Origin of the sequence: Rhizobium sp. BK650, assembly GCF_014195325.1 — a bacterium.
GTDB lineage: Bacteria > Pseudomonadota > Alphaproteobacteria > Rhizobiales > Rhizobiaceae > Rhizobium.
Window position 1 is genome coordinate 94,744 of the sequence record NZ_JACIBK010000006.1, and the last position, 12,563, is coordinate 107,306.

Consider the following 12,563-nt stretch of genomic DNA (forward strand, 5'->3'; position numbering starts at 1 on the left):
TCGACCGCTCTTTGATGGTCTTGGCAGGCTCGAGGCCATCCCAACTCGGAACCAGCGGAAAAGCCATGACCTCACGCGAACAAAACGATCGGATGGCGAATGCGATCCGATTCCTTTCCATGGATGCTGTCGAAAAGGCGAATTCCGGCCACCCGGGCATGCCGATGGGCATGGCAGACGTGGCAACTGTCCTCTTCACCAAATATCTCCGCTTCGATCCCAAGAAGCCGCACTGGCCGAACCGCGACCGTTTCGTGCTATCTGCAGGCCACGGCTCGATGCTGCTCTACTCGCTGCTCTATTTGACCGGCTATCCGGACATGACGGTCGAAGACCTGAAGCAGTTCCGCCAGCTCGGGTCCAAGACCGCCGGCCATCCGGAATATGGTCATGCCACCGGCATCGAAACCACCACCGGTCCGCTCGGCCAGGGCATTGCCAATGCTGTTGGCATGGCGATCGCCGAGCGCAAGCTGCGCGACGAATTCGGTCCGGACCTGCAGGATCACTATACCTACGTCATCAATGGCGACGGCTGCCTGATGGAAGGCATCAGCCATGAGGCGATCGCCCTTGCCGGTCACCTGAAGCTGAACAAGTTGATCCTTTTCTGGGACAACAACTCGATCACTATCGACGGCGCCGTGTCGCTGTCGGACTCGACCGACCAGATCGCCCGCTTCAAGGCTGTTCACTGGAATACGATCGAGATCGACGGTCACGACCAGGCCGCCATCGCCGACGCGATCGAAGCCGCCCACAAATCTGATCGCCCAACCTTCATCGCCTGCAAGACGGTCATCGGCTTCGGCGCTCCGAACAAGCAGGGCACCCATAAGGTGCACGGCAACCCGCTCGGCGCCGACGAAATCGCCGCCACTCGCAAGGCGCTGAATTGGGAATACGAACCCTTTGTCGTCCCCTCCGACATCCTCGATGCATGGCGCGCCGCCGGCACGCGCTCCGACAATATCGTCAAGGCATGGGAAGAAACGCTTGCCAAGTCGCCGGCGAAGGCTGAGTTCACCCGTCGTTTTGCCGGCGAGCTACCGGAAGGTTTCGACAAGGCGATCGACGACTACAAGAAGAAGCTCGCCGAAACTAAGCCCACGATTGCCTCCCGCAAGGCATCGGAAGATGCGCTCGAAATCATCAACGGCTTCGTGCCGGAAACGCTCGGCGGCTCGGCCGACCTGACGCCGTCGAACAATACCAAGACCAGCCAGATGCATTCGATCACGCCGACGGATTTCGCCGGCCGCTACATGCACTGGGGCATTCGCGAGCACGGCATGGCCTCTGCCATGAACGGCATCGCACTCCATGGCGGCCTGATCCCTTACGGCGGCGGCTTCCTGATCTTCTCGGATTATTGCCGTCCGCCGATCCGCCTCGCCTCGCTCATGGGCATCCGTGTCATCCACGTGCTTACCCATGACTCGATCGGCGTTGGCGAGGACGGCCCGACTCACCAGCCTGTCGAACAGATCGCCGGCCTGCGTGCGGTGCCAAACTTGCGCGTCTTCCGCCCGGCCGACGCGGTCGAAACAGCGGAATGCTGGCAGATCGCCATGAAGAGCAAGGATCATCCGTCCGCTCTGGCTCTCACCCGTCAGAACCTGACGACGGTCCGCACAGAGTATAATGAGAAGAACCTCTGCGAACTCGGCGCTTATACGCTCGCCGGCAATGCCGAAGCCAAAGTCACGATCTTCGCCTCCGGCTCAGAAGTGGAAGTTGCCGTTGCTGCGCGCGCAACACTCGAAGGCAAGGGGGTCAGCACCCGCGTCGTTTCCGTTCCCTGCACGGAACTCTTCTTCGAGCAGCCGGATGCCTACCGCAAGGACGTGATCGGCAACTCGCCGGTCAAGATTGCCGTCGAAGCTGCCGTCCGCGAAGGCTGGGACGCCTTCATCGGTCCGGAAGGCACCTTTGTCGGCATGAAGGGCTTCGGCGCCTCCGGTCCGGCAAAGAAGGTCTTCGAACATTTTGGCATCACGGCTGACGCCGTCGTTGCCGCTGCAGAAGCGAAGCTTTAAAGAAAGTGCCTTCGGGCACTTCCTCAGCTAATATCAGCAAGCCCCACCTCTAGGGAGTAAATGCACATGACAGTCAAGGTTGCCATCAACGGTTTCGGACGTATCGGCCGCAACGTCCTCCGCGCCATTGTCGAATCCGGCCGTACCGACATCGAAATCGTCGCGATCAACGACCTCGGACCGGTCGAGACCAACGCCCACCTGCTTCGTTACGACTCTCTTCACGGCAAGTTCCCGGCCGAAGTGAAGGTGGAAGGTGACACGATCATTGTCGGCAATGGCAGGCCGATCAAGGTCACCGCGATCAAGGATCCGGCAACCCTTCCCCATCGGGAATTGGGTGTCGACATCGCGATGGAGTGCACCGGCATCTTCACCGCCCGTGACAAGGCTGCCGCTCACCTGACGGCTGGCGCCAAGCGGGTCATCGTTTCGGCTCCTGCCGACGGCGCTGACCTGACGGTCGTCTTCGGCGTCAACCACGACCAGCTCACCAGGGAGCATCTGGTCATCTCCAACGCCTCCTGCACCACCAACTGCCTCGTGCCGGTCGTGAAGGTTCTCGACGACGCCGTCGGCATCGACCACGGCTTCATGACGACCATTCACTCCTACACTGGTGATCAGCCGACGCTCGACACGATGCACAAAGATCTGTATCGCGCCCGCGCCGCTGCGCTTTCGATGATCCCGACCTCGACGGGCGCCGCAAAGGCCGTCGGTCTCGTTTTGCCGCACCTCAAGGGCAAGCTCGACGGCACGTCGATCCGCGTTCCGACCCCGAACGTTTCGGTCGTCGACTTCAAGTTCGTTGCCAAGAAGGCCACGTCCGTCGGCGAAATCAACGAAGCGATCAAGGCCGCTTCCAACGGCGCCCTGAAGGGCATCCTCGGTTATACCGACGAGCCGCTGGTTTCGCGTGACTTCAACCACGACAGCCATTCCTCGATCTTCGCTACCGATCAGACGAAGGTCATGGAAGGCAACTTCGTGCGCGTCCTGTCCTGGTACGACAACGAGTGGGGCTTCTCCAGCCGTATGTCCGACACGGCTGTTGCCTTCGCCAAGCTGATCTAAGCTTCCGGCTGAAAGATTAGGAAACGGCTCGGGAAACCGGGCCGTTTTGTTTTGAGGAGATTGGTACAACCTTAGAGTCGAGAGAACAGGAAATGGTACATCTGACTATTCGAAAGGCTGATCCGACCGACGCCCGCGAACTCTCCGAAATCCTCAACGAGATCATCGCAATCGGCGGCACAACCGCGATCGAGACCCCGCTGTCGCCGGAGGAGCTGGCCGATTGGTTCATAACAGGCGAATGGCCTCTGACATGCCACGTCGCCGAGAGCAGTTCCGGTCTCGCCGGTTTTCAGTCCCTAAGCCTCTATGGAAACCCGCCGAAGGGCTGGGCCGATATCGCGACCTTTGCGCGGCAGAACCCGAAGATACCGGGCGTCGGAACCGCGCTTTTCCCGGCAACTCTTGCCGTTGCCAAGGAACGCAACATCGAATTCATCAACGCAACCATCCGCGCCGATAATACCGGCGGTCTCGCCTATTACGAAAAGATGGGCTTCCGCACCTACAACATCATCGAGAAAGTGCCGCTCAGAGATGGCACCCTGGTGGACAAAATTCAGAAGCAATATGAGGTGCAGAAGGATCGGAGCGCGCTCTAAGCGCCTCGCCAACAAAAAATGCGGCGCTCCGCCTATCTGCCCTGCTCTCGCCTGATTTGCTTATACATTCTTTATACAGAGTTTTCCCCGTAGCATCCTTCACTGTCCCTCCTCCCAGGGGTCGTCCAGCAGCATGATGCAGCAATGCAGCCGAGGTTAAGCCGCAAGGCCTACCCTTCTGCCGCATTTTGCCGTTTACTAATGGATCGTGTCCGACGCGGAGGGGCAAAGCGACAGGCAGGGGCGGCTTCAAGACGGCGCAATGAAGCGAAAGGGGTAGGCATGGAAGCGTTTTACATCGTGGTGCTGATCGCAACGGCACTCGTGCTTCTTGCAGCCTTTTCGAGCCTCTTGGCTTTCCGCTTCGGCGCCCCCCTGCTTCTGCTCTTCCTGATGATCGGCCTTGCGGCTGGCGTCGATGGCCTCGGCATCGAATTCAGCAACAACTATCTCGCCTATAGTCTCGGTTCTATCGCTCTTGCGATCATCCTTTTCGATTCCGGCTTCGGCACCCCGATGCAGGCCTTCCGCATCGCTGCAATACCCTCATTGACCCTCGCATCGATCGGGGTGCTGCTGACAGCAGCACTTTTCGCCTTTGCCGCCCGCTGGTTGCTGCATTTCAGCTGGCTCGAAGGTATGCTGCTCGGCTCGATCGTCGCCTCCACCGATGCGGCTGCCGTCTTCTTTTTGCTGCGCATCGGCGGCATCAACATCCGCGACAAGGTTCGTTCCACCTTGGAAGTCGAATCCGGGACGAACGACCCGATGGCGATTTTCCTCACCATCGCTCTGGTCGAAGTTCTCGCCAGCGGCGAACGCTATGCCGGAATCAATATCGGCATGCTCGCGATGTTCATCCAACAAATGGGCCTTGGCGTCATCCTCGGTCTGCTCGGCGGCATGATGATCGTGTTGATCGCTGGCCGGCTCGAAACCGATCGCGGCCTGACGCCGATCTTCGTGCTGGCGCTCGCTCTGCTCGTCTTCTCCTTTACCGGTGCTGTCGGAGGCAGCGGCTTCCTTGCCGTCTATGTCGCAGGCATCTATGCCGGAAACCGTAAGATGCAGGCGATCGGCACCATCAGGCGTTTCCAGGACGGCATGACTTGGCTTGCCCAGATCATTATGTTCCTCGTGCTCGGTCTTTTGGCGACACCCTCACAGTTTCCGGCCATCATCGTGCCGGCCATCCTGCTCGCGCTCTTCCTGATCTTCGTTGCCCGGCCGCTTGCCGTCTGGCTGTCGCTGCTGCCCTTCGATTATACGCAGCAGGAAATTGGCTTCGTTGCCTGGGTCGGCCTGCGCGGGGCCGTGTCCATCCTGCTTGCCATCATGCCGATCCTCGGTGGACTGCAGCATAGCCAGATCTATTTCAACACCGCCTTCATCATCGTGCTCGTCTCCCTGCTCGTACAGGGCTGGACAATCAAGCCGCTCGCCAAGCGCCTCGGCCTCATCATTCCACCGCGCATCGGTGCGGTCGACAAGGTGGAGGTCGATTTGCCGGGCGCCGCCAACCACGAGCTTCTGTCCTATCGTGTCGTCAAGGATAGTCCCGTGCTCCGTGGCGAGCGCATCCCTCGCTGGGCCGCACCTTCGCTCGTGATCCGCGACGGCAAGTCGATGCGCTATCAATATGCCGGCCGCCTCAGGGAAAACGATCTCGTCTACCTCTTCATCGCGCCCAGTTACTCACGCCTGCTCGATCGCCTTTTCGCCAGCCGCGCACCCGTCGACGAGGACGACGCGGAATTCTTCGGCGCCTTCGCGCTGTCACCGGCCCGTCCCGCCGCCGATCTCGACGCCGCCTATGGTCCCGGCCTTCTGAACGAATCCGAAAAGGGACTGACGATCGCCGAACTGATGAAACAGCGCCTCGGCGGCAAGGCGGACTATGCCGATCGTGTCCGTCTCGGCTCGCTGATCCTCATCGTTCGTGACCTCGACGACCAGGATCACATTACCTCTGTCGGCATGTCGCTGGAGGCAGTCGAGCCGGCCATCACGCTGCCGATCTTCATCAATATGCGCGATATTATCCAGCGCATCCGCGATCGTATGAAAGGACACCGGAAGCATGAGGCAGCCACAGCGGAAAGTGCTGCGGGACGTGATGATAGCCCACGCTAAACGCCCCCGGAGCGCCTTGCGTCTCTCCCGATCCTTGCTATGGTCGGCCCAACTTTCGCCAAACACGAATGGAACCTCCCATGGCAGCTTTCAAGACCCTCGACGACCTCAACGACATCGTCGGCAAGCGCGTTCTCGTCCGCGTCGACCTTAACGTCCCTGTCAAGGACGGCAAGGTTTCGGACACGACCCGCATCGAGCGCGTTGCGCCGACGATCCTTGAACTGTCAAAAAAGGGCGCCAAGGTCATCCTGCTCGCCCATTTCGGCCGCCCGAAGGACGGTCCCTCACCAGAATTCTCCCTCTCGCTGGTTGCCCCCTCCGTCGAGCAGGTTCTTGACCACGCTGTGCTGACGGCTTCCGACTGCATCGGCGAAGCAGCCGCTTCCGCCGTCGCGAAGATGAACAACGGCGATATCCTGCTCCTGGAAAACACCCGCTTCCACAAGGGCGAGGAAAAGAACGATTCTGATTTCACCAAGGCGCTCGCAGCAAATGGCGATATCTATGTGAACGACGCCTTCTCCGCTGCTCACCGCGCCCACTCCTCCACCGAAGGCCTGGCTCATCATCTGCCGGCCTATGCAGGCCGCACCATGCAGGCCGAGCTTGAGGCACTCGAAAAAGGCCTTGGCAATCCGGCCCGTCCGGTCGTCGCCATCGTTGGCGGCGCCAAGGTCTCGACCAAGATCGACCTGCTGATGAACCTCGTGAAGAAAGTCGATGCGCTCGTCATCGGCGGCGGCATGGCCAACACCTTCATCGCCGCCCGCGGCACCAATGTCGGCAAGTCGCTCTGCGAGCATGATCTTGCCGATACCGCCAAGCAGATCATGATTGAAGCCGCCACTGCCGGCTGCGCGATCGTCCTGCCGGAAGACGGTGTCGTCGCTCGCGAATTCAAGGCAGGTGCGGCCAACGAGACCGTCTCCATCGACGCCATCCCGGCCGATGCCATGGTCCTCGACGTCGGCCCGAAGTCAGTCGAAGCCGTGAAGGCATGGATCGAGCGCGCCACCACACTCGTCTGGAACGGCCCCCTTGGCGCCTTCGAAATCGAGCCCTTCGATGCAGCGACCGTCGCCGCCGCAAAATATGCCGCCGAACGCACCAAGGCCGGCAAGCTTACATCGGTTGCAGGGGGCGGTGACACAGTGTCCGCTCTCAATCATGCCGGCGTCGCCGAGGAATTTACCTATGTCTCGACCGCAGGCGGCGCCTTCCTGGAATGGATGGAAGGTAAGGAACTGCCGGGCGTCGCCGTTCTTTCCCGTTGATCGAAATCAGATTACGGCAACATTCCAATAAGATAGACCGCGGAAGCCGTGATGCTTCGGCGGTCTTTTGCTCAAAAAGAGAAAAAATTCTCAATCTTTCAAACGATTGAAATCATTTCAATCGTTTCAACAACTTAGCCCTCCCTTTTTTCCCCCTATAAACTTCTGTTATCCGGGTTCTATATTGTCAATTCTACCGGGTTTTATTGTGGAGAGAACGAGATGAGCGAACGACTGGAAGACATTGCAGTGAAGATGGTTGCTGGTGGTCGGGGCCTGCTTGCAGCCGACGAATCGACCTCCACCATCAAGAAGCGTTTCGACACGATCAATCTTGAATCGACCGAGACCAGCCGACGCGATTATCGCGAGATGCTTTTCCGCTCCGACGAGGCGATGAAGAAGTACATTTCCGGCGTCATTCTCTATGAAGAGACCCTTTTCCAGAAGGCTGCCGACGGCACGCCCTTCGTCGACATTATCAAGGCCGCCGGCAGCATTCCGGGCATCAAGGTTGATATCGGCGCCAAGCCGATGGCCAAATTCCCCGGCGAAACCATCACCGAAGGCCTCGACGGCCTCGCAGACCGCCTTGCCAAATATTACGAGGCCGGCGCCCGCTTCGCCAAGTGGCGCGGTGTGATCGCCATCTCTGAGACCCTGCCGAGCCGCGGTTCCGTGCGCGCCAACGCTCAGGCGCTGGCCCGCTATGCCGCACTCTGCCAGGAAGCCCGGATCGTGCCAATCGTCGAGCCGGAATGCCTGATGGACGGCAAGCCGGGCGATCACAATATCGACCGCTGCGCCGAAGTGACCGAATCCACGCTGCGCATCGTGTTCGAGGAACTGGCCGATGCTCGCGTCAGCCTCGAAGGCATGATCCTGAAGCCGAACATGGTCATCGATGGCAAAAATGCGCGCAAGGCTTCCGTCGCCGAGGTTGCCGAGCGGACCGTTCAGGTCCTGAAGCGCACGGTTCCGTCAGCGGTTCCGGGCATCGCCTTCCTTTCCGGCGGCCAGACGACGGAAGAAGCGACCGCCCATCTCTCGGCAATCAATTCCGGCTACGACCTGCCCTGGCTTGTCACCTTCTCCTATGGCCGCGCCCTGCAGGACAGCGCGCTCAAGACCTGGAATGGCAAGCAGGAAAACGTCGCCGCCGGCCAGCGCGAGTTCACGCACCGCGCCGAGATGAACAGCCTCGCCGCCAAGGGCAACTGGAAGGCCGAGCTCGAAAAGGCTGCATAAGCTCTCGAGCATCGAGAAAATACGCAGGCGGCGAGCATCTTCGCCGCCTGCTTTATTTTGCGCTGTATTGCCGCTGCGATTTGTCATGGCGACAAGATAATTGTTCGCGGCTATCGTTGGTCTCGCTAATCATGGCACCTCAACCATCGGAGCCGCCATGAACAGCCTCTCTTACATCACCGTCGACGTCTTCACCTCCACCCGCTTCGAGGGCAACCCGCTTGCGGTCATGGCCGACGCGAGAGGCCTCAGCGACGCGACAATGCAAGAGATCGCTGCCGAATTCGGCTATTCCGAAGTTACCTTCGTGCTGCCTCCGGAGAAGCCCGAAAACACGGCGAGAGTGCGCATCTTCACACCGACGATGGAAGTGCCGTTCGCCGGGCATCCCAATGTCGGTACCGCCTATGTTCTCGGCCAACAGAACGAAATTTTCGGCCGCGCGATCGGCGATACGCTGCGTTTCGAGGAGAAGGCAGGTCTCGTGGAAGTGGCCTTGCAGCGCAGCGAAGACCGCGTCACCTCTGCAACCATCCGCGCCCCGCAATCGCTTGAAATAGGAGAGACGATACCCGAAGCGGTCATTGCAGGCTGCGTCTCCATCGATCCTGCCGCAATCCGTAAAAGCACTCATGCCCCTGTCTTTGCATCGGTCGGCCTGAACTTTGCCGTTGCAGAGCTCGAAAGCCTTGAGGCCCTCGCCGCGGCAAGTCCGAGTCTCAACGGCTTCCAGGCCGCGGCAAAAACGGCAACCTGCAACCATGATTTCTCCCTGTTCCTCTACGTCCGGCCCGCCGCTACGCCGTGGAACATCCGCGCCCGCATGTTCGCGCCGCTGGACAACGTGATCGAAGACCCCGCGACCGGCAGTGCATCAGCCGCCCTTTCCGCCTATCTTGTCTCCTTGCTGCCGGAGACCGACGTCAGCCAGCATGTAACGATCGAGCAGGGCGTCGAAATGGGCCGGCGCAGCATCATCGAGCTCGACGTCGTTAAGAAGGTCGGCATCGTCACCGACGTGAGGATCTCGGGGAGCTGCGTGCCGATCATGAAAGGCGAGATCATCCTGAAAGACTGAATTCGCCTTAAACCACAAAATCGCGCGCCAGCAGCGCCACCGCCCAAATTGCAAAGGCAATCAACGCGATCTTCCAGAAATCCATCCGGCGGCGCAGCCCCGGATAACCCAGCGGCTTGATGACCTGGATTGCCATGGCAAGGATGAGCAGCAACGCTATCAGCTTTGTCATGGCTTTATTTTTTCCATCTTTCAGAATGTCACACGACGGACATTTTTTCACGCGAACAGAGAATATCTACTCGCCGTAAAGGCATTCCGGGACACAATCAACATTCTTATGGACTGGGCAGATGCAGGTCTCGCCTTATGTCCTTTTTCAAAGCGAACACGCCGAGTCTGGGTATATGACAAGAAATCTGCTGTCCGTCGCTGCGCTGCTCTTTGGCACGCTCTTCCTTTTCATGGGCAACGGACTGCAGGGCATTCTGCTTCCCGTACGCGGAAATCTCGAAGGCTATGCAACGACCACGCTCGGCCTGCTTGGAACGTCCTGGGCGGCGGGCTTCGTCATCGGCTGCCTCGTGGCGCCGAAACTAGTACGGCGTGTCGGCCATGTGCGCGCCTTCTCCGGCTTCATCGCCATCATCGCCATTATCGCGCTCGTGAGCGGCATCATCATCGACCCCATCTGGTGGGTCGTTCTGCGCGCCGTCACCGGCTTCTCGACCGCCGGCACCTCGATGATCATTGAAAGCTGGCTGAACGAGCGGGCGAACAATGAGAGCCGTGGCGCGATCTTCTCGCTTTATATCGGTATCACCCTGCTCGGTGTCGTTGGTGGCCAGTTGATGATCCCACTGGAAGACGTGCGCACGCCGGTGCTCTTCATGGTCTGCGGCATTTTCTACTGCATCGCCATGCTGCCGACGACACTGTCGACCGCCGCTTCGCCGCAGCCACTGAAGGCGGTAAAGCTTGACCTGCCGGCGCTCTACCGCAATTCGCCCGTCTCCTTCCTGGGTATTCTGCTCGTCGGCATCGCTAACGGCGCTTACGGTACGCTCGGCGCAGTCTTCGGCGCGGGTGCTGGTCTCTCCGACACCTCGATTGCGGTGATGATGAGTGCCACCATCTTTGCCGGCGCCATCATGCAGCTCCCCGCCGGACGCCTCTCCGACCGCATCGACCGCCGCTATGTATTGGCCGCGATGTCTGCCATCGCAGCCCTTGCCGGTCTGCTGATCTTCCTGCTGCATCCCTCTTCGCCGGTTTTCCTGATCGGCCTTGTCATCCTCTACGGCGCCGTCGCCAACACGCTCTATCCAATCGCGGTCGCTCATGCGAACGACTTCGCCGCATCGGAAGATTTCGTGAAGGTTTCAGGCGGCCTGCTCCTGCTTTACGGCATCGGCACCGTCATCGGCCCGACAATTGGCGGCCCGGTCATGTCCATCATCAGTCCGCACGCGCTCTTCCTGGTAACGGCGCTTGCGCACCTTCTGGTCACCGCCTACGCCGTCATCAGAAGCCGCATCCGCGCCGCCGTTCCCGCAAGCGACCGCGACGCCTATACAACGATCCCGACGGCGACATCGCCAACGCTCACGCCGCAAAGCATGTCGCTTGCCGATCGCAGCTCTAGCAAGCCTCCCGAAAGCGGCGATCCTGCTGTAAAGTTCGGCTGACGAACGGCAGGTTTCAAAGGAGGAGCGACGATGAGCTTTATGGATGACGATAGGCCGCAGAAGAAGATCGCCCACGAGATCGGCTCCGATCTCTCCATGCTTTCGGTGGACGAGTTGAAGGCGCGCGTGGAACTCCTGAAAGCCGAGATCGAGCGGCTTGAAGCAGAGGCGGCCATGAAGGCTTCCGGCCGATTAGCCGCCGAAAACCTTTTCCGATCATAAGACTATAAAGAAGGAAACGTTGCTTCGAAATTACTTCTATTAAGTCTTAAAGTGAGACAACGTTGATAAAAAATTAAGCTTTATGAGATATTACTCATACCGTCCAGTTTCTTCTGGACCTCAGACAGTTTTCCAAGCGGTGAATTGGTCTGATTTTTCTCCCTGTTTTACCTTGAGAGCCGCTTTTGCGGCTCTTCTTTTTGCGCTGCCCTACTCCTTTCCACGAAACTGTGGAGATTAACCTTTTCTTAAGAAACGGCTTGCGCAATTAGGCTAAAGATACCATCTTGAAGTCATAAAGACCGGCTCCGGAAACTTTTCCGGGAAAACCGGCGTTACCTGCTAGTAGATGCGTGCAACAGGGATTCTTTAGATGTCGGAACTTGGATTGAACACAATCAGTTTTGCGGGCCGCGCTGCCGCATCATCGCAGTTCAAGACGCTGTATGCCGAGGGCATGTCGCTGGTCGAAGAGACCGCATCCTACCTCGACGGCCAAGGCCGCGCAGCATCCAAGGTGCTGCCGCGCATGGCTTCTGTCCTTTACGCGGCTGAATCGATGCGCCTGACAACCCGCCTCATGCAGATGGCCTCCTGGCTGTTGCTGCAGCGCGCCGTCAACAATGGCGAAATGTCCCGAGATCAGGTTCTGGCCGAGAAGAACAAGGTTCGCCTCGACGGGTTCAACGTCGACCGCAACGCTCCGGGCTGGGGCGACCTTCCGGAATCCTTCCGAGATCTCGTCGAACGTTCGCTCCGCCTGCAGAACCGCGTCGCCTTGCTTGACCGCGAAATCTATCGCCCGGCCGAAGCAGCAATCGTTCCTGACAACCAGAACAGCGTCCAGGCCCAGCTTTCCCTGCTGCAGACGGCCTTCGGCAACAACTGATCTGGCATCATCGAATTTCATGAAACCGGCTGCGGTAACGCGGCCGGTTTTTTGTTTGCTCAGAGGTACCACCCGGAAAACAAAAAGCCCGACATGAAGCCGGGCTTTTGAATAGTCCGCCAAGCGGAAGCGAATTAGAGGCCGAGGCCGCCGAAACGCTTGTTGAACTTCGAAACACGGCCGCCGCGGTCCATGAGCTGCTGGTTGCCGCCGGTCCAGGCCGGGTGCGACTTGGAGTCGATTTCGAGGTTCATGACAGCGCCTTCCGAACCCCAGGTCGAGCGGGTTTCGTACTCGGTGCCATCGGTCATGACTACCTTGATGACGTGGTAGTCGGGATGGATGCCTTCCTTCATGACAATCTTCCTGC

Annotated in this window: 12 protein-coding genes; 10 read left to right on the forward strand and 2 right to left on the reverse strand. The window is 59.3% G+C overall.

The genetic code is table 11. The features are described from left to right. The first annotated feature begins 65 nt into the window (after positions 1 to 65). From tkt to FHX15_RS16235, 7 genes are all read left to right on the forward strand, one after another. Positions 66 to 2,039 (forward strand): transketolase, encoded by a 1,974-nt coding sequence (gene tkt, locus FHX15_RS16205; protein ID WP_184398792.1) that lies wholly within the window; start codon positions 66 to 68, stop codon positions 2,037 to 2,039. Positions 2,040 to 2,105: 66 nt separating this feature from the next. Continuing rightward, the gene (gap, locus tag FHX15_RS16210; protein WP_184398794.1) at positions 2,106 to 3,116 is read left to right on the forward strand and encodes a type I glyceraldehyde-3-phosphate dehydrogenase; all 1,011 of its coding nucleotides are present in this window, start codon (positions 2,106 to 2,108) and stop codon (positions 3,114 to 3,116) included. A 101-nt stretch (positions 3,117 to 3,217) separates the two neighbouring features. Beyond that, positions 3,218 to 3,718, forward strand: coding sequence for a GNAT family N-acetyltransferase (locus FHX15_RS16215; RefSeq protein WP_184399262.1), 501 nt, complete (start codon positions 3,218 to 3,220; stop codon positions 3,716 to 3,718). A gap of 282 nt (positions 3,719 to 4,000) precedes the next feature. Then, positions 4,001 to 5,851 (forward strand): potassium/proton antiporter, encoded by a 1,851-nt coding sequence (locus FHX15_RS16220; RefSeq protein ID WP_184398796.1) that lies wholly within the window; start codon positions 4,001 to 4,003, stop codon positions 5,849 to 5,851. Positions 5,852 to 5,931: 80 nt separating this feature from the next. Beyond that, a complete protein-coding gene (locus FHX15_RS16225) occupies positions 5,932 to 7,128 on the forward strand; it encodes a phosphoglycerate kinase (protein ID WP_184398797.1) in 1,197 nt (398 codons plus the stop codon). A gap of 222 nt (positions 7,129 to 7,350) precedes the next feature. Beyond that, on the forward strand, positions 7,351 to 8,376 hold the full coding sequence (locus FHX15_RS16230) for a class I fructose-bisphosphate aldolase (RefSeq protein ID WP_184398799.1): 1,026 nt from the start codon (positions 7,351 to 7,353) through the stop codon (positions 8,374 to 8,376). Positions 8,377 to 8,533: 157 nt separating this feature from the next. Then, positions 8,534 to 9,454, forward strand: a complete 921-nt coding sequence (locus FHX15_RS16235) for a PhzF family phenazine biosynthesis protein (protein ID WP_184398801.1) — start codon at positions 8,534 to 8,536, stop codon at positions 9,452 to 9,454. Between the two features lie 7 nt (positions 9,455 to 9,461). Here the strand turns inward: FHX15_RS16235 and FHX15_RS16240 are convergent, their stop codons facing one another. After that, positions 9,462 to 9,626 carry a hypothetical protein gene (locus FHX15_RS16240; RefSeq protein WP_165911954.1) on the reverse strand — a complete coding sequence of 55 codons (165 nt, stop codon included), beginning with the start codon at positions 9,624 to 9,626 and terminating at the stop codon, positions 9,462 to 9,464. 175 nt (positions 9,627 to 9,801) lie between these two features. Here FHX15_RS16240 and FHX15_RS16245 point away from each other — a divergent pair, with 175 nt between their 5' ends. The 3 genes from FHX15_RS16245 to FHX15_RS16255 all read left to right on the forward strand — a co-directional run bounded on the left by FHX15_RS16245 (position 9,802) and on the right by FHX15_RS16255 (position 12,193). Further along, positions 9,802 to 11,082, forward strand: coding sequence for an MFS transporter (locus FHX15_RS16245; RefSeq protein ID WP_184398803.1), 1,281 nt, complete (start codon positions 9,802 to 9,804; stop codon positions 11,080 to 11,082). A 30-nt stretch (positions 11,083 to 11,112) separates the two neighbouring features. Continuing rightward, positions 11,113 to 11,304 (forward strand): DUF1192 domain-containing protein, encoded by a 192-nt coding sequence (locus FHX15_RS16250; protein ID WP_184398806.1) that lies wholly within the window; start codon positions 11,113 to 11,115, stop codon positions 11,302 to 11,304. A gap of 373 nt (positions 11,305 to 11,677) precedes the next feature. Beyond that, complete coding sequence (locus FHX15_RS16255) at positions 11,678 to 12,193, forward strand: DUF1465 family protein (protein ID WP_184398808.1); 516 nt, start codon at positions 11,678 to 11,680, stop codon at positions 12,191 to 12,193. Between the two features lie 134 nt (positions 12,194 to 12,327). On the opposite strand, the gene rpmE is transcribed toward FHX15_RS16255, so the two are convergent. Further along, a complete protein-coding gene (rpmE, locus tag FHX15_RS16260; protein ID WP_007826526.1) occupies positions 12,328 to 12,549 on the reverse strand; it encodes a 50S ribosomal protein L31 in 222 nt (73 codons plus the stop codon). Between the last annotated feature and the right edge of the window lie 14 nt (positions 12,550 to 12,563).

What these genes read in the sequence shown, in the direction of transcription:
- tkt (WP_184398792.1), top strand. Translation starts at nt 66, where the DNA reads ATGACCTCACGCGAACAAAACGATCGGATGGCGAATGCGATCCGATTC.
- gap (WP_184398794.1), top strand. Translation starts at nt 2,106, where the DNA reads ATGACAGTCAAGGTTGCCATCAACGGTTTCGGACGTATCGGCCGCAAC.
- FHX15_RS16220 (WP_184398796.1), top strand. Translation starts at nt 4,001, where the DNA reads ATGGAAGCGTTTTACATCGTGGTGCTGATCGCAACGGCACTCGTGCTT.
- FHX15_RS16225 (WP_184398797.1), top strand. Translation starts at nt 5,932, where the DNA reads ATGGCAGCTTTCAAGACCCTCGACGACCTCAACGACATCGTCGGCAAG.
- FHX15_RS16230 (WP_184398799.1), top strand. Translation starts at nt 7,351, where the DNA reads ATGAGCGAACGACTGGAAGACATTGCAGTGAAGATGGTTGCTGGTGGT.
- FHX15_RS16235 (WP_184398801.1), top strand. Translation starts at nt 8,534, where the DNA reads ATGAACAGCCTCTCTTACATCACCGTCGACGTCTTCACCTCCACCCGC.
- FHX15_RS16240 (WP_165911954.1), bottom strand. Translation starts at nt 9,626, where the DNA reads ATGACAAAGCTGATAGCGTTGCTGCTCATCCTTGCCATGGCAATCCAG.
- FHX15_RS16245 (WP_184398803.1), top strand. Translation starts at nt 9,802, where the DNA reads ATGACAAGAAATCTGCTGTCCGTCGCTGCGCTGCTCTTTGGCACGCTC.
- FHX15_RS16250 (WP_184398806.1), top strand. Translation starts at nt 11,113, where the DNA reads ATGAGCTTTATGGATGACGATAGGCCGCAGAAGAAGATCGCCCACGAG.
- FHX15_RS16255 (WP_184398808.1), top strand. Translation starts at nt 11,678, where the DNA reads ATGTCGGAACTTGGATTGAACACAATCAGTTTTGCGGGCCGCGCTGCC.
- rpmE (WP_007826526.1), bottom strand. Translation starts at nt 12,549, where the DNA reads ATGAAGGAAGGCATCCATCCCGACTACCACGTCATCAAGGTAGTCATG.